The sequence below is a fragment of the Gemmatimonadales bacterium genome, assembly GCA_041390145.1.
Taxonomy (GTDB): domain Bacteria; phylum Gemmatimonadota; class Gemmatimonadetes; order Gemmatimonadales; family GWC2-71-9; genus SPDF01.
This window is the reverse complement of the sequence record JAWKQM010000003.1, coordinates 269,965-288,310: the sequence shown is the minus strand read 5'-3', so window position 1 is coordinate 288,310 and position 18,346 is coordinate 269,965. Positions and strand designations below refer to the sequence as shown.

19 protein-coding genes and 1 tRNA gene are annotated in these 18,346 nt (G+C 68.2%); 17 read left to right on the top strand and 3 right to left on the bottom strand.

Features of this window, described 5'->3' with window-relative positions; translation table 11 throughout:
- Positions 1 to 12: 12 nt before the first annotated feature.
- Genes R2910_03365 through R2910_03355 form a run of 3 tightly spaced genes read left to right on the top strand, consistent with a single transcriptional unit; the run spans position 13 to position 2,107 of the window.
- Positions 13 to 984 (top strand): M55 family metallopeptidase, encoded by a 972-nt coding sequence (locus R2910_03365; GenBank protein MEZ4412008.1) that lies wholly within the window; start codon positions 13 to 15, stop codon positions 982 to 984.
- Positions 981 to 1,535, top strand: a complete 555-nt coding sequence (locus R2910_03360; protein MEZ4412007.1) for a hypothetical protein — start codon at positions 981 to 983, stop codon at positions 1,533 to 1,535. The genes R2910_03365 and R2910_03360 overlap by 4 nt, the downstream gene beginning before the upstream one ends.
- Entirely contained in the window at positions 1,532 to 2,107 is a 576-nt protein-coding gene (locus tag R2910_03355) for a hypothetical protein (protein ID MEZ4412006.1), read from the top strand. Before R2910_03360 ends, R2910_03355 begins: the two co-directional genes overlap by 4 nt.
- Before the next feature lie 84 nt (positions 2,108 to 2,191).
- On the opposite strand, the gene R2910_03350 is transcribed toward R2910_03355, so the two are convergent.
- The 3 genes from R2910_03350 to R2910_03340 form a co-directional block, all read right to left on the bottom strand.
- A complete protein-coding gene (locus tag R2910_03350; GenBank protein MEZ4412005.1) occupies positions 2,192 to 2,404 on the bottom strand; it encodes a cold-shock protein in 213 nt (70 codons plus the stop codon).
- A gap of 273 nt (positions 2,405 to 2,677) precedes the next feature.
- The gene (locus tag R2910_03345; GenBank protein ID MEZ4412004.1) at positions 2,678 to 3,547 is read right to left on the bottom strand and encodes a hypothetical protein; all 870 of its coding nucleotides are present in this window, start codon (positions 3,545 to 3,547) and stop codon (positions 2,678 to 2,680) included.
- A gap of 96 nt (positions 3,548 to 3,643) precedes the next feature.
- Positions 3,644 to 4,387, bottom strand: a complete 744-nt coding sequence (locus R2910_03340; protein ID MEZ4412003.1) for a hypothetical protein — start codon at positions 4,385 to 4,387, stop codon at positions 3,644 to 3,646.
- A 147-nt stretch (positions 4,388 to 4,534) separates the two neighbouring features.
- Between R2910_03340 and R2910_03335 the strand changes: the two genes are divergently transcribed.
- The 14 genes from R2910_03335 to lptC all read left to right on the top strand — a co-directional run bounded on the left by R2910_03335 (position 4,535) and on the right by lptC (position 18,336).
- A tRNA-Arg gene (locus R2910_03335) sits at positions 4,535 to 4,608 on the top strand.
- 23 nt (positions 4,609 to 4,631) lie between these two features.
- The gene (locus R2910_03330; protein MEZ4412002.1) at positions 4,632 to 6,002 is read left to right on the top strand and encodes an MATE family efflux transporter; all 1,371 of its coding nucleotides are present in this window, start codon (positions 4,632 to 4,634) and stop codon (positions 6,000 to 6,002) included.
- Between the two features lie 42 nt (positions 6,003 to 6,044).
- The gene (locus R2910_03325; protein ID MEZ4412001.1) at positions 6,045 to 6,953 is read left to right on the top strand and encodes a hypothetical protein; all 909 of its coding nucleotides are present in this window, start codon (positions 6,045 to 6,047) and stop codon (positions 6,951 to 6,953) included.
- A 6-nt stretch (positions 6,954 to 6,959) separates the two neighbouring features.
- Positions 6,960 to 7,622: an HAD-IB family phosphatase gene (locus R2910_03320; protein MEZ4412000.1), complete on the top strand. Its 663-nt coding sequence runs from the start codon at positions 6,960 to 6,962 to the stop codon at positions 7,620 to 7,622.
- Positions 7,623 to 7,689: 67 nt separating this feature from the next.
- Complete coding sequence (locus tag R2910_03315; GenBank protein ID MEZ4411999.1) at positions 7,690 to 8,778, top strand: alanine--glyoxylate aminotransferase family protein; 1,089 nt, start codon at positions 7,690 to 7,692, stop codon at positions 8,776 to 8,778.
- Positions 8,775 to 10,373 carry a phosphoglycerate dehydrogenase gene (gene serA, locus R2910_03310; GenBank protein ID MEZ4411998.1) on the top strand — a complete coding sequence of 533 codons (1,599 nt, stop codon included), beginning with the start codon at positions 8,775 to 8,777 and terminating at the stop codon, positions 10,371 to 10,373. The genes R2910_03315 and serA overlap by 4 nt, the downstream gene beginning before the upstream one ends.
- 86 nt (positions 10,374 to 10,459) lie before the next feature.
- Positions 10,460 to 11,932 (top strand): hypothetical protein, encoded by a 1,473-nt coding sequence (locus R2910_03305; protein ID MEZ4411997.1) that lies wholly within the window; start codon positions 10,460 to 10,462, stop codon positions 11,930 to 11,932.
- Positions 11,929 to 12,939, top strand: coding sequence for a serine/threonine-protein kinase (locus R2910_03300; protein ID MEZ4411996.1), 1,011 nt, complete (start codon positions 11,929 to 11,931; stop codon positions 12,937 to 12,939). The genes R2910_03305 and R2910_03300 overlap by 4 nt, the downstream gene beginning before the upstream one ends.
- Positions 12,940 to 13,052: 113 nt before the next feature.
- Positions 13,053 to 13,796 carry a 3-deoxy-manno-octulosonate cytidylyltransferase gene (kdsB, locus tag R2910_03295; GenBank protein MEZ4411995.1) on the top strand — a complete coding sequence of 248 codons (744 nt, stop codon included), beginning with the start codon at positions 13,053 to 13,055 and terminating at the stop codon, positions 13,794 to 13,796.
- A gap of 4 nt (positions 13,797 to 13,800) precedes the next feature.
- Entirely contained in the window at positions 13,801 to 15,468 is a 1,668-nt protein-coding gene (locus R2910_03290; GenBank protein MEZ4411994.1) for a CTP synthase, read from the top strand.
- Positions 15,465 to 16,277 (top strand): 3-deoxy-8-phosphooctulonate synthase, encoded by an 813-nt coding sequence (gene kdsA, locus R2910_03285; protein MEZ4411993.1) that lies wholly within the window; start codon positions 15,465 to 15,467, stop codon positions 16,275 to 16,277. Before R2910_03290 ends, kdsA begins: the two co-directional genes overlap by 4 nt.
- Complete coding sequence (locus R2910_03280) at positions 16,270 to 16,824, top strand: HAD-IIIA family hydrolase (GenBank protein MEZ4411992.1); 555 nt, start codon at positions 16,270 to 16,272, stop codon at positions 16,822 to 16,824. The genes kdsA and R2910_03280 overlap by 8 nt, the downstream gene beginning before the upstream one ends.
- The gene (locus R2910_03275; GenBank protein MEZ4411991.1) at positions 16,814 to 17,779 is read left to right on the top strand and encodes a KpsF/GutQ family sugar-phosphate isomerase; all 966 of its coding nucleotides are present in this window, start codon (positions 16,814 to 16,816) and stop codon (positions 17,777 to 17,779) included. Before R2910_03280 ends, R2910_03275 begins: the two co-directional genes overlap by 11 nt.
- Positions 17,776 to 18,336: an LPS export ABC transporter periplasmic protein LptC gene (lptC, locus tag R2910_03270; GenBank protein MEZ4411990.1), complete on the top strand. Its 561-nt coding sequence runs from the start codon at positions 17,776 to 17,778 to the stop codon at positions 18,334 to 18,336. Before R2910_03275 ends, lptC begins: the two co-directional genes overlap by 4 nt.
- Positions 18,337 to 18,346 lie beyond the last annotated feature (10 nt).

Here is an 18,346-nt window from a genome sequence, read left to right as displayed (position 1 = left end):
CCCGGAGACCTGATGCAACGCCTCCTCGTGTCCGCGCTACTCTGCCTTGCCTCCGCGGTGCAGGCCCAGTCCGGCTCCGCCCCGTTCCGCGACAAGACGATTCCCTTCGAAGCCGGATTCCGGGTCTTCCTGGTGCCCGACATGGAAGGGATGGGAAGCACCGTGAGCATCTACGAGGTCATTGCCGGCAATGAGGGGCCGGCGTACAAGACGCTGACCGGCCCGGACTACTGGGACGGCTTCCGCAAGATGGTCACCCAGGAGGTGAACGCCACGATTCGCGGCGCGCGGGCGGCGGGGGCACAGAGCTTCGTGGTCAACGAGGGCCATGGCGGCAACCGCTTCGCCAACGTGCTCCCCTGGGAACTCGATGAACAAGCGCTGCTGATCCGCGGCTTTCCCAAGCCACTGGTGATGATCACCGGGATCGACAGCACCTTCGGGACCCTGATGTTCACCGGCGCGCACGCCAACGCCGGGAGCCGCGGTGTGATGGGGCACAACTTCGCCTTCGACTCGTTCACGGTGAACGGCAAGGTCCTCAACGAGGTGGGCATCAACGCGCTGATTGCGGGCGAGGTGGGGGTGTCGGTGTCGCTGGTAAGCGGGGACGATGTCCTGATTGCCGAAACCCAGAAGATGCTTCCCGAGGGGTTCGTCGCGATTGTCACCAAACAGGCGATGGGGCGGAACGCCGCCATCACCTACAGCCCCGCCCGGGTCCAGGCGATGCTCGAGGCAGGGGCCGCCGAGGCAGTGCGTCGCGAGAAGAACGGCGAGTTCGCGCCCTTCACGATGAAGCGCCCGTACAAGGTGGAATTCATGCTCCGGAAGAGCTTCCCGGACAGCATCGTCGATTCGGTGGCGGGCCTGAAGGAGTTCAATCTCCAGCGCCGGGGCGACCGGTCGTTCACGTTGGTGACCAACAGCGCCAAGGAGATGGGTTGGCTGCTCGACGCCATCGAGGAGACCGTCATCCGGTGAGATGGCTTCCCCTGGCTGCGGGGGGCCTGCTGTCGATGCTGGCCGGCCCCCCCCTTTCCGCACAGTCTGACATGACCCTCGCCGAGGCGGCACGCTGGCTCGAGCGGGACGGGACCGACATGGCGGTCAGTTCCAGTGACGAGACCGCGACCACCAATCTGCGGAGGGTGACGTACACCGCCTCCGCCACACTCGCGCTGGACAAGTGCCAGCTGACCATCGTTGTCACCGACAACTCCGGCGTCTCTGGCACGCGGACCACCATGCGGGTACCGATGAAGGATGTGGACACCCATGGTGTCCGGCCGGTGTCCCGCCCCGAAGGCTACCACGACTTCATCTACATCCCCGGCAAGTTCTTCGTCACGATTCCCGCGCGCGATCCGGACACCTATCCCTTCCTGACCATGTCCAGCCGGGGGGAACTGCGGTCGTACCTGGCCACGATCCCGGTCAAGGATGCCGAGGCGAGCCGGTCGATCAGTGCCGTCGTGCGGCGGGCGGCCGAGTTGTGCGGGGCGCCTGCGAACATGGAGAGCGACCTCCGTTGACCCGCAGATCGCTCTTCCTGCCGGGCTTGATGCTCGCGGTTCTCACCGTCCAAGCCTCGGGTCAGGAGCAGATCCGCCCACGAGGACTGTGGGGCAGGGCGCTGTTCGGAATGGGGCATCTCGAGCAGAGCTGCGACACCTGCAATTTCGCCGGCGGTGTCACGGCCGCAAGCGTCGGCCTCAGTGGCGGGTACGCCTGGCCGGCGGTGGCGGTCGGGTTTGAGTTGGGAGCGATCAGCTACCAGGGAACGGACGCCAGCCTCTCCCTGATTCTGCTGACCGTGTCATGGTACCCGTGGCCCTCATCCGGAGCCTTCGTGCAGGGCGGAGTCGGGACCTCCGGATACACCGGTGAGATACTGGCGGACGGGGTGAAGGCCGAGGAGGGCAGCGGGTCCGCGGCTCGGCTGGGCGTCGGCATCGATCTCTCGATGGGCAGCCTCGGCGTCACCGCGCTGGGGTTCGCGCAGTACGCGCACCAGGCCTCGACCACCGAGTTCCTGCTGTTCCCTGGCGCCCGCAACCTGACACAGTGGGACATCGGCATCGGGGTCGGGTTGACGGTGTTCTGAAGACCGTGCAACCGGAACGTAAACAGCCGGCCCGACTGACGTCGGACCGGCTGTTCTTGTGCTGCGACTGCGGTGCCCCCGTGCTTATGCTTCCGCGCGGGTAACGTTCTCGGCCGCCGGGCCCTTGGCGCCCTGGACCACATCGAACTCCACCTTTTCGCCTTCGGCCAACGACTTGAAGCCGGTGCCGCTGATGGCGGAGTGGTGCACGAAACAATCCTTCGCGCCCCCCTCAGGAGTGATGAATCCAAAGCCCTTCGCATCGTTGAACCACTTCACCGTTCCGGTGGTACGCATTGCTGTACTCCATATTCTTGAATCGGACCGCGGCGTTGCCGTGTATACCGACCTGTACTGCCCCGTGACAAGCCCTCACGGGAAGGGTGGTGCGATAGCGTCAGGGACCTCCCCAATCACTACCAGCGGTCTGGGCAAACAAACGGGGGCCATGGCATCAGCCTGGCCCCCAACGTTCACTCGGAATTGTTCCGCGTATACGTGCTTCGACCGCTGAACCAAGCTACCTAAGTGCCTGCCGGGGCGCAAGTGTGGCGTCGGGTCCGCCCCGGTTCAGCGCAGGCCCGGATGCAGCTTGATCACCCACGCCGCCTCCAGCCCGATGACCCACTTCGGGTCCTCCTCAGAGGCCCGGGCCACCAGGGATGCCGCCTCCACCGAAAAGACCAGGGGGCGCGGGCCGAGGCGAACCACCCGGCCGACCTGCAGCCCGAGCGGAATGGTCGCGGCGCCGCCATCCTCCCAGTTGAATTCCATGGCGAAGTCGCTGGCCCCGGCAAACCACCCTCCCGGGAAATTGTAGGTGAGCGTCGGAGAGATCGTCAGAGCGTTGATATCGGGCCGCCCAGCGGGCCCGGCGATCGAGATGGGGTTCTGGAGGATCAGCCCAAACTGGAGGTTGGGAACGCTGGTGAGAATTGCGGCCAGCGCGGGGCCGAGTTGCCACTTGCCCGATGTGAGCGCGGTGGTCGAGGCCCCCGTCGGGATGACCATCGTGAATCCGGGGCCCCAGCGCCCCCACTTGGCAGGGATCAGGCCGATGTCGAAGTAATTGAGGTCCCCGAATCCGGCGACGCCCCCAGCGGCGTCCGGAATCCAGAGATAGGGGATGGTGGTGCGCGTCAGCTGCATCACGGGGATGAGATGACCGCGGGCGATGGGGAGAACGAACTCCGCCTCCACCGCGGTCGCGCCCCCGGAGGAGCCGCTCCACGCCGGGGCAATCAGCCCCCGCAGTTGCAGCAGCGTGATCGGTTCAGTGGGATTGTTGACCTGGTTGGCCAGTTCCGTCGCGCCCGGGAGAGTGCCCCCGCCGAGCGGTTGCTGCGCCGGCAGGGGTGGGGAGGCGATGAGAAGGAGGAAGCACGCTCCGAGAAACGGCCGACTCCACCGCCGGGAGGGGGCAGGGCGCAGCATCGTCACCGTGTTCCTCTTGTGCACCGGCCCCCCCGAATCGTGTCGATGGAATCTACGCGATGCGGGAGTCGCAACCAACGGTACGGGCGTGCCGAGAACCAGCTACTCGGAAACCCACCCCGGCGCCCGATAGGGCCCCGGTTCGAAGATGGCCGCATCGAGCGCCGGTGTCGGGTCGGCCTTCATGTCGCTGTACTCCTCGGTCAGGTTGAGCACGCCGTTCTCAAGGAAGAGCACCTCCGTCTCGATCCATCCCTGGCCGAGCTGCACGTACTTGTTGAACTGCACGTCGGTCACGATGCCCGGCCGCTGCGCGTTCGTGCCGAGGCTGCGGACGAACACCAGCCGCTCCTGGTCCACCCAGAATTGGTTGGTGGTGCTGTCGCCCTCGGCGGCGCCCACGATCCACACCTTGCGTCCCTGCCAGGTTCCGCCGCGCACCTTCGACAGGTCATAGCCCAGCTGCGTGAGCGTGCCGATCGTCTTGTCGGCCGGCTGCCCGTAGACGTCGAACCCGAGGAGGAGCAGCGGATGCACGAGCGGCCGGGCGAGCTTGATCTCCCCGTTGACATATCGGTAAATCGAATCGTTGCGGAAGAGCAGCACACTCTGCGAGCTCAGGGGCGCGATGTCGATCCGCAGCGCACCCGGGACCCGCAGCGCCTCGTACCAGGTTTCCACGGAACCGTCGGAGTGCTTCGTGGCCTGCACGAAGGTCAGGGTGCGATACCATTTGCCTTCGTACTTGGCCTGCATCATTCGGATCACGTCGGCGCCGGTCGCAGGGTCCGTCTGGGAAGGGGGGGCGACGGCAAGCGCGGCAACCAGCAGGGGAAGAGCGAGCACCAATGCCTCCGGGAGGATGAGTGGACAGCGATTGGTGCCCGTACGCGGGGAACCCCCGTCCGGTTTCCCCGGTCGGCACGGCAGGGCCTGCTGTCGGTTCTTGTCCGGCCACACTATCATACACCGCTGCACGCGTCTATATCCCGCGCGCCCGTAGCTCAGGTGGATAGAGCATCAGCCTTCTAAGCTGAGGGTCGTAGGTTCGAATCCTACCGGGCGCATTCCTCTCCCTCTGCCGGTTTCCATGCCCGCACCGCCGCTCCTCCCAACCCGTGACGAATTGCGGGCGCTGCTGACACTGGCGGTGCCAGTCGTGACCGTCCAGGTCGGCATGATGCTGATGGGCGTGGTGGATACGCTCATGGTCGGGCACGTTTCACCCGCCGCCCTCGCCGCGGTCGCCCTGGGCAACCTCTATTTCTTTGCCGTGGCCATTTTCGGCATGGGGGTCCTGATGGGGCTCGACCCCATCATCGCACAGGCGGTCGGCGCGCAGGATGAACCGGCCATCGCCCGTGGCATCCAGCGGGGGATGCTCCTCGCCGCGCTCCTCGCCACCCCGGCCATGATCCTCCTCTGGCCGGCCGGGCACGTCTTCCGGTGGCTCGAGCAGCCAGCCGACGTCGTGCCGCTGGCCGCCACCTATGCCCGGTTCGTGATCCCCGGCGTCCTGCCATTTCTCGTGTACGCCGTCCTTCGCCAGACCCTCCAGGCGATGGGGCGGCTCCGCGCCATCGTGATCACCATCGTCGCGGCGAATCTGCTGAACATCCTCCTCAACTATGCCCTGGTGTACGGCCACTTCGGTCTGCCACCCCTCGGTGTCGCCGGCTCCTCCATCGCCACCACCTGCAGCCGCTGGATCATGGCGCTCCTGCTCCTCGGCCTCAGCTGGCCCGTGCTGCACCGTCACCTGCTGCCGATCCGCCCCGAAGTGTTCACCCTGGCGCCCCTCGCGCGCATGCTGCGACTCGGCGCCCCGATTGGCGCCCAGTTCGAGCTCGAGTACGGGGCGTTCGGGCTGACCGGCGTCCTGATGGGCCGGATTGGCACCAACCAGATGGCGGGGCACCAGGTGGCGCTCAACCTGGCCTCCCTCACCTACATGGTGCCCCTGGGCGTCTCGGCCGCCGTAGCGGTCCTGGTCGGTCAGGCAGTCGGGCGTGGCGACCCGATGGGCGCGCGTCGCTCCGCCCGCACCGCCCTCATGGTCGGCGCCACCTTCATGGTGCTGACCAGCACGCTCTTCCTCACCATCCCGCGCTCGCTCGCCGGCCTGTACACCGACTCGGAGGCGGTGCTCGTGATGGCAGCCGCGCTCCTCCCGCTGGCAGGCATCTTCCAGGTGTTTGACGGCATTCAGGTCGTGGCCAGCGGAGTGCTGCGGGGGCTCGGCGACACTCGCTCGCCGATGATCATCAACATTATCGGGTTCTGGCTCGTAGGAATTCCAACCAGTCTCTTCCTCGGCTTCCGTGCCGAGCTAGGCGCCCGGGGGCTCTGGTTGGGGCTTGTGCTTGGCTTGGCCTCCGTCGCCGTCATTCTTCTCGGCAGGGTTCGCCATCGCCTGACGGCCCGGATCGGGCGCGTCGTGATCGATGATCACGGGCACTAATCGTAAGCAACATGCTGTCGCATATGGGGTTATATTTCCTTGATGCCTGCCAACAAGGCGTTTTCGCTCACGCCACCGCTTCGACCCGAGCCGCGCTGGCAGGGCATGGCAATCTCCCTCGCCCTTTACGCGGCCATCTTCTTGGCCGTCATCTGGCTCCAGCACCGCCGCCCTACCAGCACCGCTGATGAATCCACTGCGACGCCCGAAGAGATCCAGGCGGCGCGGGAGCAGTTGTACAAGCGGCAGGTGCGGATGGTCTACCTCCCTCCCGCGGCGCAACAGCGCCAGGCTGCTCCGCCACCGAAGCTGCCGCCGCCGAAGTCCGGGGGAACAGAAAAGACACCTGATCCGCAGGCCGACCCCATCCGGGCGATCCAGTCACCGGTGGCCGATCCCGGCGGCGACGCCACCAAGCTCGGCGACGGGGCGGAGGCGAACCAGCCCAAGATCACGCCCCCGCGTCCGATGCCGCTCGCTCTCAATCCGGGTCCCTCGGCCCCCTCACCCTCGGAGCCTGCGCCCTCCTCCGCCCCTGCCTCCTCCGGCACCCCGGGCGGCATTCAGCTCGGCCCCCGCCTTGGGCTCGCCCCACGCGATCCGCGCCCCTGGCGCCAGTCGATGCCGGACAATGGCCTCGAGGAATGCCCCACCGTCATGCCCGACTCGACCAAGCCGGGCGAGCCGCGGATGGGATCCGCGAGCGGCCGGGTCCTGACGGTAAACGGCGGGGCGCCGATGCCCGGGGCCCACCTCCAGATCATCGGCACCTCGTTTACCACCTTCACGGACCAGAACGGGGAGTACGTCCTCACCTTCGACGCCTCGCTCCTCGACCAGTGTCGCACCCAGTACGTGCGAGTCAGCGCCCCCGGCTACGAGCCGCGGCTGCTGGTCCTCGTGATCGGGCGCAACATCCGCAGCGACGATGTCGCGCTGCGCCGGAACTGACGACTCATGGTCTCCCTGAAATTCCGCACCGTGGTCTTCGACTGTGACTCGACCCTCTCGACAATCGAGGGGATCGACGAGCTTGCCGCCGGCCACCGGGAGGTCATTGCAACGTTGACGGACGCCGCCATGCGCGGTGAGGTGCCGCTTGAGAGCGTGTACGGAGCGCGCCTGCGCCTGATCCGGCCCGACCGCGCCGCCGTGGAGGAGATCGCACGACGTTACATCGCGGAGGCGGTTCCAGGCGCTCGTGAAACGGTGCGGCAGCTTCGAGCGCACGGCGTGGAGGTTCGGATCCTTTCCGGCGGGCTTCGCCAGGCCATCCTTCCCTTCGCCGAGTGGCTGGGACTGAGCCAAACGGTCGTGAGGGCGGTCGACATCCATTTCGACGCCGCCGGCGCCTTCTTCGATTACGACGAAAAGTCCCCCCTCGCGCGGTCGGGTGGAAAGCTCGCGGTCATGAAACGGTGGCGCTCCATGTTGCCCCGGCCGATCCTCATGGTGGGCGACGGGATCACCGATCTCGAAGCCAGGCCTGCAGTCGACCGGTTCATCGCCTTTGCCGGGGTGGTCGAGCGCGCCGCGGTGACCGCGGCCGCAGATGCGGTCATCCGGACCCCCTCGCTCCTGCCGGTCCTGGAGGAAGTTCTTCATACGCCCGCGGGCTGAATCTTCAGCCACGGCCCATCTATACTTACACGTCCCGTGTCTCACGCCCCCACCTGAGAGCCCCTACATGGCACCGTTCGGCAGCTTCTTCCTCCCTGGCCCCACTGAAGTCACTGACGACGTCCTCGCCGCCCAGACCCGCCCGATGATCGGCCACCGCGGGAAGGGGATGGAGGACCTCCTCGCCCGGATCCAGCCCCGGCTCCAGCGGGTCTTCCGCACGGAGCGGCCGGTCTATATCTCCTCGTCCTCCGCCACCGGCCTGATGGAGGGCGCGCTCCGGAACGGCGCACGGCAGCGGGTCTTGTCGCTCGTCAACGGCGCCTTCAGCGACCGCTTCCAGAAGATCGCGGTGGCGTGCGGCCTGGAGGTGGATGTCCTCGAAGCCGAATGGGGCGAAATCCACACGCCCGAGCGACTGGCCGACGCACTCAAGGGCGGCACGTACGACGCCGTCACCGTCGTGCACTCCGAAACATCGACCGGCGCGCTCAACCCGATCGCCGAGCTGGCCAAGGTGGTGCATGCCTCGGGGGATGCGGTGCTCCTCGTCGACAGTGTGACCGGCGTGGCGGGCAATGTCGTGGAGTCCGACGCGTGGGCACTGGACTTCGTGCTCACCGGCTCGCAGAAGGCCTTGGCGCTGCCTCCTGGCCTGGCCTTCGGCGTGGCGCAGCCGAACATCCTCGAGCGCGCCAAGGCGAAGGAAGGCCGCGGGGTCTACTTCGACTTCCTCGAGTTCGAGAAGTTTACGCTCAAGAATCAGACCCCCAACACGCCCGCGGTCTCCCTCCTCTACGCACTCGACAAGCAGCTCGAGCGGATCGACGCCGAGACGATGCCCGGCCGCTGGGACCGACACAACGCGATGGCCATGCGCACCTGGGCCTGGGCCGACGAGATGACGGCGCGGGGCATCCCGGTGCGGGTGCTCGCGCCGGAGGACTTCCGGTCCTGGACTGTGACCTGCCTGACGATGCCACCGGGCAAGAAGGGGAGCGAGGTCAACGCCGCCATGAAGGCAAAGGGGATTACGATCTCGGCCGGTTACGGCAAGCTCAAGGACACCACGATCCGGATCGGCCACATGGGAGAGCACACCCTCCCCGAGCTTGAGCGGGTACTGACCGCGCTCGAGGAGGTGCTTGCATCATGACCGCCACCTTTCGCGTACTCATTGCCGACAAGATTGCCGCCGACGGGCTCGCGCCGCTGCGCGAGGACCCGCGGTTCGAGCTGATCACCAAGCCCGGGCAGAGCCTCGCCGACCTGACCCAGTCGCTCACCGAGGTGGACGCCGTCATCGTGCGCAGCGCGGCCAAGGTGCCGCGCGAGGCGATGGAGACGACGACGCGCCTCAAGGTCATCGGCCGCGCCGGCGTCGGGGTCGACACGATCGACGTGGAGGCGGCCACCGAGAAGGGCATCGCGGTCCTGAACGCGCCGGCGGGCAACACCATTTCGGCGGCGGAACTGACGATGGCGCTGATGCTCGCCGTCGTCCGGCGAGTGGCGGCGGCGGATCGGTCGATGAAGGCGGGGGCGTGGGATCGCGCCAAGCTTGGCGGCGGCGAGTTGTACCACAAGACGCTGGGCCTGGTCGGCGCCGGCCGGATCGGCGGGGAAGTCGCCATTCGCGCCCGGGCCTTCGGGATGCAGGTGCTGATATACGATCCCTTCCTGCAGCCCGATCGCGCCAAAGCGCTCGGCGCCGACCTCGCCACGCTGGAGGAGGTGCTCGCCAAGGCCGACGTCCTGTCGGTGCACGTGCCCCTGACCGAAACCACGACGGGCCTCATCGGCGCGCCGCAGCTTTTGAAGCTCAAGTCAACGGCGATCGTCCTGAACGTGGCCCGCGGCGAGATCATCGATGAAGACGCGCTGGTCGACGCGCTCCGGACCGGGGCCATCGCCGGGGCGGGCCTCGATGTGTACAGCGTGGAGCCGCTCCCGGCCGACCACCCCCTTCGCGCACTGGACAATGCGGTCCTGACGCCTCACCTGGGCGCCTCGACCGAGGAAGCCCAGCAGAACGTCGCCCTCGAGATCTCGGCGGCGGTTCGCGCGGCACTCCTCGACGGCGACCTCAGCCGGGCGGTCAATGCACCGGGCGTCGGCGGGGAGCGGATGCGACGGCTCCGGCCACTGCTTGACCTGGCAGAACGGCTGGGCCGGATCGGCGCCACCCTGACGGCCGCGCCGCTGAAGACCGTCCAGGTCCGTTATGCCGGTCGCGAGGAGGATGGGCTGGGGCCGATCTCGGCGGCGGCGCTCATCGGCGTGCTCTCGGAAGTCCTGGGCCACGACGCGGTGAACGTCGTGAACGCGATGCACCTCGCGACGGGGCGGGGAATCGCCGTGGAGCGCACCCGCCTCAGTCCGCGCGACGACTACGCGGAGTACCTCGAGGTGCGGTTGACCGGAGACGGCGAGACCATCCGGGTGGGGGGAGCTGTGCTCGAAGGGGCGCACCCGCGCATTGTCCGCATCGGCGACTACCACGTGGATATCCATCCTGCCGGCGACCTCGTCCTGCTGCGCAACCGCGACGTGCCGGGGGTCATCGGGCGGGTCGGCTCGGCGCTCGCCGCCGCCACGATCAATATCGGGCAGTACCATGTGGCACGGCTCGAGGCGGGCGGACAGGCCCTCGCCGCGATCGGCGTCGACGCCCGGTTGAGCCCCGCCGTGATCGATCAGCTTCGGGCGCTCCCCGAGGTCACAGCCGTGCGGCAAGTGTCGCTGGACTGACAGCTCCGGTGCCCTTGCGGTCCAGGGCGTCCGCGGGGACATTCCCCAGTCTGCTGGTCCGCATTCTGCCCCCACGGAGCTATTCCTTGGCACGAGCGTTGACGTTGCTGCTTACGGTCCTGGCCTCCCCGCTCTCGGCCCAGGCCCAGGAGCCGCGACTCGGAACCATTGATTTCCCGACCTCGGGCGAGCCGGCGGCCCAAGCCGCGTTCATCCGCGGGGTCCTCTACCTTCACAGCTTCGAGTACGCCTCCGCCGCCCAGGCCTTCCAGGAAGCCCAGCGACGCCAGCCCGGCTTCGCCATGGCGTACTGGGGCGAGGCGATGACCCTGAACCACCCCGTCTGGAACCAGCAGGACAGCGCGGCAGGCCGGGCCGTCCTGGCGCGCCTCGCGGCGACGCCGGAGGCGCGGCAGCGCATGGCCCCCACCGCCCGGGAGCGGGGCTACCTCGCCGCGGTCGAGCAGCTATACGGCGACGGCGGTACCAAGCCCGGCCGCGATACACTCTATGCCGCGGCGATGGAACGGCTGGCCGAGGACTTTCCCGCCGATGCAGAGGCGCAGGCGTTCTACGCGCTCTCGCTGCTCGGACTGAGCCAGGGTGACCGGGTGGTGCCGACCTACATGCGGGCCGGCGCCATTTCGCTCGCCCTGCTGCAGCAGCACCCCGACCACCCCGGCGCTGCCCACTACACCATCCACTCCTTCGACGACCCCGACCACGCCATTCTCGGGCTGCCGGCCGCGCGCGCCTACTCGCAGATCGCGCCCGGCGCGCCCCACGCGCAGCACATGACCACGCACATCTTCCTGGCGCTCGGCATGTGGAACGAGGTGGTCAGCCAGAACATCATCGCCTCCGGACCCGACAGCTCGAAATGGACGCCGGGGCACTACACCCAGTGGCTGCAATACGGCCTGCTCCAGCTGGGCCGTGCGGCGGACGCAGAGGCGCTCCTCCGCCGCACCCTGGCGCACGCGAGTACACCGCTCAGCGGAGGCCGCGCCAGCTACGCGCTCGACATGCGGGCCGCGCAGATCGTCAATGGCCGCGAGTGGCGGGAGCCGTATCTGTATGCGCCGCTGCAGACGAGTAATACCGCGGTGGGGTCGGAGGCGGCCGACGCCTTTGCGCAGGGGTATGCGGCGCTGCAGCGCGGGGAGCCGGAGGTCGCGGCCGCCCAGCGCGAGCGGTTCCCGGCGCTCCGGGCACGAGTCGAGGCACGGCCCGACTACACATTGCCCGCTGCCGTGAACGCCCTGTCCAGGGCGCTCGACGCCGCCATCGCCTACCAGGCCGGGCATCAGGACGAGGCGCTCCTGATCCTCGATGAAGCGAACCGGATCGAGGACGGCATGCCGGTGGAGTTTGGCCCGCCGTCCATCGTCAAGCCGACCTGGGAACTCCGCGGCGAAATGCTCCTGGCCATGAACCGCCCGAACGAGGCGAAGCAGGCATTCACCCGGTCGCTGGCGCTGCAGCCGAACCGGTGGCTCTCGGTCGCTGGACTGACCGCGGCGGATCAGGCGCTGGCCGCCCAGCGGGGCGGCCGGTGAAGGCCGACCTCCCGGCTCGCCTCACCGCGATTCTCGGGGACCGCTACCGCCTCGAAATGCGGGTGGACGGGAAGCCGGCGCTGATCGGGCAGGGGGGAATGGCCACGGTCTTCCTGGCGGAGGATCCGCGGCACGACCGCTGGGTGGCCATCAAGGTACTCAAGCCGGATGTGGCGACCGCCATCGGGGCCGAGCGCTTCCTCCGTGAAATCCACATCGCCGCGCAGCTCCATCACCCGCACATCCTCGGCCTCATCGATTCCGGGCAGGAAGACGGCCTCCTCTACTATGTGATGCCGTACGTCTCGGGCGACACGCTCCGCGAGCGGATCGAGAAGGAGGGCGCCCTCCCGATTCCCGAGGCGGTGCGCCTCCTCCGGGAAATCGCCGATGCACTCGCCCGTGCCCACAAGGCAGGCGTGATCCACCGGGACATCAAGCCGGAAAATGTGCTCATCGAGGAGCGCCACGCCCTCGTGAGCGATTTCGGCGTGGCCAAGGCCCTCAGCGAAGCCACCGATTCGGTCCTCGCTGGCCGGTCCACCGCCGGCTTCACCATCGGCACGCCGGCGTACATGGCACCCGAGCAGGCGGCGGGCGACCCCAGGATTGACCACCGGGCCGACATCTACGCACTCGGCATCGTCGCCTACGAGATGTTGACCGGCGACGTCCCGTTCAACGCCCCGACCCCCCAGGGAATGCTGGCCGCTCAAGTATCGGTTGAACCGGCGCTGCTCCGAACCCGGCGCCTGGATGTGCCGCCGATGCTCGAGGCGCTGGTGATGAAGTGCCTTATCAAGGACCCCGACAAGCGGTTCCAGCGTGCAGACGAGATTCTCGAGGCCATCGAGGCGATGGGCACGCCGAGCCTCCCCGGTTTTGGCGGAGCGCCGGCCGCGAAGCCGGGGTCCTGGTGGAGTCGCCTGCCGCAGGCGACCAGGCTCACGTTCATACTTGGCGCGGTGATCCTCGCCGCGATTCTGCTCCTCGGACTCCTGCGGTAGGCCCTCGCAGGTCGCTAAGTCTTTGTAACACAGCTTCATAGCGGTTTGTCAAGACCCAACATCCTTCCCGGCACGACTTTTGACGGGGGAGCCGCTCCCTGTTAGATTTTGGGATGCGCGTCCTCGGTGTCATCCCGGCCCGACTCGGGTCCACACGCCTCCTCAACAAGCCGCTTCAGCTCCTGGCCGGCGAGCCTCTTGTCTCCCGGGTCGTCGAGCGCGTGGCCGCCTACAATCTTGTCGATCGGCTGGTCGTGGCCACCGACTCGCCGATGGTGGTGCAGGTGGTGGAACGCACCGGCGTGTCCGCCGTGCTCACCGATGAACGCCACTCGACCGGCACGGAACGGGTCGCGGAAGTGGCCTCCCGCCCCGAGTACCGGGACTTTGACGTGATCGTCAACATCCAGGGCGATGAGCCGTTCCTCGACCGCGAAGCCCTCGAGGGCTCGCTGGCGCGGGTAGCGCAGGGCGACGAGGTCGGCACCGCGGCGGCCCCGCTCGAACTCGACCTGGTCAAGGATCCCGCCCGGGTCAAGGTGGTCACCGACCTGAGCGGGCGCGCGCTGTACTTCTCCCGCTCGGTCATCCCCTACCGTCGCGAGGTTGACGACCCCTCCGAGGGGCTCTACTGGCAGCACCTCGGCATCTACGCCTATACCCGGGCCTCCCTGACGCGGTGGGTGTCGCTCCCCCCGACGCCGGCGGAGCTGGTGGAGCGGCTCGAACAGCTCCGCGCCCTGCAGAATGGCATGACCATCGGCGTGACCCGCCTCAGCGCCTCGTCGCTGCCCGGCGTCGACACGCCCGACGACCTGAAACGGGCTGAGGCCCACTGGCACGCCCTCTTGAGGTGACCCCATGAGCACTGGCCCTTCCGCTACCAAGTTCATCTTCGTGACCGGCGGCGTCGTCTCCTCCCTCGGGAAGGGCATCGCCGCCGCCTCGCTGGGACGTCTGCTCGTCGAACGCGGCCTGACCGTGACGATGCAGAAGTTCGACCCCTACATCAACGTCGATCCCGGCACCATGTCGCCCTTCCAGCACGGCGAGGTGTATGTCACCGACGACGGCGCGGAAACCGACCTCGACCTCGGGCACTACGAGCGTTTCATCGACCGATCGCTCTCCCAGCAGAACAACATCACGACCGGCCGCATCTACCAGACGGTCATCAACAAGGAGCGGCGCGGCGAGTACCTGGGCGCCACGGTGCAAGTCATCCCGCACATCACCGACGAGATCAAGAACGCCATCCGGCGCACCGCCCCCGGTCACGACGTGGTCATCACCGAAATCGGCGGCACCGTCGGCGACATCGAGTCGCAGCCGTTCCTCGAGGCCATCCGCCAGTTTCGCCAGGAAGTCGGCCGCGACAACGTGCTCTTCATGCACCTGACGCTGGTGCCGTACATCGCGGCGGCGGGCGAGGTCAAGACCAAGCCGACGCAGCATTCCGTCCGCGAACTCATGCAGATCGGTATCCAGCCCGACATCCTCGTCTGCCGCACCGAGCGTCCGCTCTCCGCCGACATCAAGCGGAAGATCGCGCTCTTCTGCAACGTGGACTTCGCCTGCGTGGTCGAGAGCCCCGACGTGAAGTCCATCTACGAGATCCCGCTCCGGCTGCACGAGCAGGGCCTCGATCGCGAGGTCTGCGAGCGGCTCCGGATGGTCACCAAGGATCCCGACCTCCGCCCCTGGCGCGCCATCGTCGAGAAGGTCCTGCGGCCGAAGCACGAGACCCGGATCGCCGTCGTCGGCAAGTACACCGACCTGGCCGACGCCTACAAGTCGGTGCAGGAGGCGCTCATTCACGGCGGCATCGCGCACGACACCCATGTCCAGATCGACTGGATGTCGAGCGACCTCTTTACCGACCAGGAGGCCGCCGGGAAGCTGCTCGCCGGGTACGACGGCCTGCTGGTACCGGGGGGCTTCGGCGTGCGCGGCATCGAGGGAATGATCGAGGCGGTGCGCTGGGCGCGGGAGAACAGTCTGCCGTTCTTCGGGATTTGCCTCGGGCTGCAGATCGCCATCATCGAGTTTGCCCGCGACGTCTGCGAACTTCCCGATCCGAACAGCACCGAGTTCGCGCCGGAGTGCGGCACTCCCGTGGTCAACCTGATGGAGAGCCAGCGCGACGTCAGCAACCTTGGCGGCACCATGCGACTCGGCGCCTACGCGGCGCGGCTCCGCCCGGGCTCCAAGGTGGCGCAGGCGTACGGGAGCACCGAGATCAGCGAGCGGCACCGCCACCGGTGGGAAGTGAACAACTCCTACCGCGACGTGCTCGCCGAGTTCGGCCTGCGCCTCTCCGGCCAGTCGCCGGACGGCGGCCTCGTCGAAGTGATCGAGTTGCCCGACCACCCCTGGTTCATCGGCTGCCAGTTCCACCCCGAGCTGAAGTCACGGCCCACCCGACCGCACCCGCTCTTTGCCGGGTTCATCGGCGCCGCGCTCCAGCATCACCAGGCGGTCCCCGTACAGGCCAAGAAGGTCAACCTCGCCGAGGCGGCGCACGGATGACCTGGACCTTCGGCCGGGCCCCCTTCCTGATTGCCGGGCCGTGCATGGTCGAATCCGACGCGCTCATGCTGCGCGTCGCCGAGGCGCTGGCCGTACTCTCGGCGCGTCATGGCCTGCCCGTCTGCTTCAAGGCCAGCTTCGACAAGGCGAATCGCTCGCGCATGGGTGGCCAGCGGGGACCGGGGCTCGACGAGGGGTTGCGGGCACTTGAACGAGTCCGTGCCGCCACCGGCCTCCCGATCCTCACGGACATCCACGAGGCGGCGCAGGCTGCGTCCGCCGCGGAGGTGGTCGACATCCTGCAGATCCCGGCGTTCCTCTGCCGTCAGACCGACCTCCTCGTGGCCGCCGGCCAGACCGGCCGGCCGGTCAACATCAAGAAGGGCCAGTGGATGCAGCCGGAGGGGATGCTCGGCGCCGTGGAGAAGGCGAAGGGCGCGGGGGCCCGGGAGGTGGCGGTGACGGAGCGGGGCACCTTCTTCGGCTACGGCGACCTCGTGGTCGACATGCGGAGCTTCCCGCGCATGGCCGCGGCCACCGGCGTCCCGGTCATTTTCGACGCGACGCATTCGGTGCAGCAGCCGGGGCAGGGCGAGGGCGGAGCCAGCGGCGGCCTCCGCCATTTCATCCCGCCCCTCCTGGCCGCGGCCGCGGTGAGCGGGGCGGATGGCTTCTTCCTCGAGACCCACCCCGATCCCGCGAACGCGCCGAGCGACGCGGCCACGCAGTGGCCGCTGGAGCGACTCGACGACCTGATGGACCGGACGCTCGACCTCTGGGCCCGGGCCCGCGAGGGCGTCCGTGCTTGACCCGCGCGCGGCGCGCCGTGTCCGCCTCCTGGCCCTGGACGTCGATGGCGTGCTCACCGACAACGGGGTCTACATCGGCATGTCGCACGGGGAACGGGTGGAGCTCAAGCGATTCGACATCCAGGACGGGCTCGGCCTCGCGCTGCTGCGCGGCACCGACATCCGGGTCGCGATCGTGAGCGGGCGGGTCTCCGATGCCACCGCGCTGCGTGCGAGCGAACTGAAGATCGACGACGTCATCCAGGATGGCGGCGCCCGAAAGGTGCCCGCCATCGCGGCGCTCCTGGAGAAGCACGGCCTGACGTGGGAGGAAGTGGCGTTCGTCGGCGACGACCTGGCCGACGTGCCGGTGATGCAGCGTGTCGGGCTCCCAATCGCCGTGGCCAACGCGGTGCCGGAGATCAAGGCCATCGCCGCGTACGTGACGGAAGCCGATGGTGGCCGCGGCGCCGTGCGCGAAGCGGTGACGGCGGTGCTCCGCGCCCGCGACGAATATGACGCCGCGGTGGATCGCTACCTGGCGAAACGAGACGGCCGTGACGCGTGACCCCGCCGCGCTGACAGCGTTGGGCCGCCGCGTCCTCGAGCTCGAAGCCCGGGAAATCGAGGGAGCCGCCTCCCGGCTCGACGGGGCCTTTGCCCGCGCGGTGGCGCTCCTCGCCGCCGCCAGGGGACGGGTCATCGTCTCGGGTGTGGGCAAGTCGGGCCTCATTGCCCGGAAAATCGCCGCGACGCTCACCTCCACCGGCACGCCGGCCACCTATCTCCATCCGGTGGACAGCCTGCATGGCGACCTTGGCATCGTGGGACGTGAGGATGTGGCGATTCTCCTGAGCAAGAGCGGCGAGACGGAGGAACTGTTCGGGCTCCTCACCGCGCTCCAGCGGCTCAATGTGCCGATCATCGCGCTGACCGGTGGCGCCGATTCGACACTGGCCAAGGTGGCGCGGGAGGTCCTCAATGCCGGCGTGGCGGAAGAGGCGTGTCCTCACGACCTGGCACCGACCACCAGCACGGCCGTGGCGCTCGCGCTCGGCGACGCCCTCGCCGTGGCGCTCCTCGAGGTGAAGGGGTTCAAGCGGGAGGACTTCGCCGAACTCCACCCCGGCGGTTCGCTCGGCCGGCGGCTGCTGCTCCGCGCCCGCGATGTCATGCTCCCGCCGCAGGGCATCCTGCCGGCTGGCGCGACCATGCGGGAGTGCGTCGTGGCCCTGGCCCGCCACCGGGGGCTGGCCATCGTGGCAGAGGGCGGCACGGTCCATGGTGTGGTCACCGCGGGCGACCTGAGCCGCCTGGCGCAGTCGGACGCCGGCTTCCTCGACCGCCTCGCTTCCGAGGTGATGACCTCGGCGCCGAAATCAGCGGCGTCGGATGAACTGGCGGCGGCGGTCCTGGGCAGGATGGAGCGGCACGGGATCATGGCGATGCCGGTGCTCAATGATCGCGGCGAGCTCGTCGGCGTCATTCACCTCCACGACCTGATGCGCGCGGGGGCGGGGTGAGCGTCCACCCATGGCTGCGAGCGGCGCTCGTCCTTATCGCCATGGCGCTCGCGGCCGCGTGCAACCGCACCGGCGCGAGCCCCGGCGTGCTGGGCACGGCGGCCGACACCGCCGACCAGACCCTGCTCAAGGTCCGGCACATCATCACGCGGGACGGCGTGCAGAAGAGTCTCGTCGAGGCGGACACCGCCTACTACTACGAGGGATCGCAGACCTTCGAGCTGCGGGTGGTCACGGTGACCTTCTACGACAAGGACGGCACGCCAACTTCGACCCTGACCTCGGACGAAGGCACCTACCAGACGATGACCGGCGTCATGGAGGGGCGGGGCAGCGTCGTGGTGCGGTCCACCGATGGCACCCGGGTCCTCAAGAGCGAGCAGCTCACCTACGACCCGGGAAAGAATGAGATCTCGTCGGAGGTGTTCTACACCTACGACCAGGGGAGCAACCACCTGGAGGGGATCGGGTTCACGTCCGACCCGAACATCCAGCGGACGAAGACAGGGAGCCCGCGCGGGCGCGCCAACGAGGGCATCATCCTGCCGGGCCAATAGCGTGCACAGG

Bases quoted from the DNA above. Each gene is read 5' to 3' on its own strand.
- R2910_03365 (MEZ4412008.1), top strand. From the start codon at position 13: ATGCAACGCCTCCTCGTGTCCGCGCTACTCTGCCTTGCCTCCGCGGTG.
- R2910_03350 (MEZ4412005.1), bottom strand. From the start codon at position 2,404: ATGCGTACCACCGGAACGGTGAAGTGGTTCAACGATGCGAAGGGCTTT.
- R2910_03330 (MEZ4412002.1), top strand. From the start codon at position 4,632: ATGCCCGCACCGCCGCTCCTCCCAACCCGTGACGAATTGCGGGCGCTG.
- R2910_03325 (MEZ4412001.1), top strand. From the start codon at position 6,045: ATGCCTGCCAACAAGGCGTTTTCGCTCACGCCACCGCTTCGACCCGAG.
- R2910_03320 (MEZ4412000.1), top strand. From the start codon at position 6,960: ATGGTCTCCCTGAAATTCCGCACCGTGGTCTTCGACTGTGACTCGACC.
- R2910_03315 (MEZ4411999.1), top strand. From the start codon at position 7,690: ATGGCACCGTTCGGCAGCTTCTTCCTCCCTGGCCCCACTGAAGTCACT.
- serA (MEZ4411998.1), top strand. From the start codon at position 8,775: ATGACCGCCACCTTTCGCGTACTCATTGCCGACAAGATTGCCGCCGAC.
- kdsB (MEZ4411995.1), top strand. From the start codon at position 13,053: ATGCGCGTCCTCGGTGTCATCCCGGCCCGACTCGGGTCCACACGCCTC.
- R2910_03290 (MEZ4411994.1), top strand. From the start codon at position 13,801: ATGAGCACTGGCCCTTCCGCTACCAAGTTCATCTTCGTGACCGGCGGC.
- kdsA (MEZ4411993.1), top strand. From the start codon at position 15,465: ATGACCTGGACCTTCGGCCGGGCCCCCTTCCTGATTGCCGGGCCGTGC.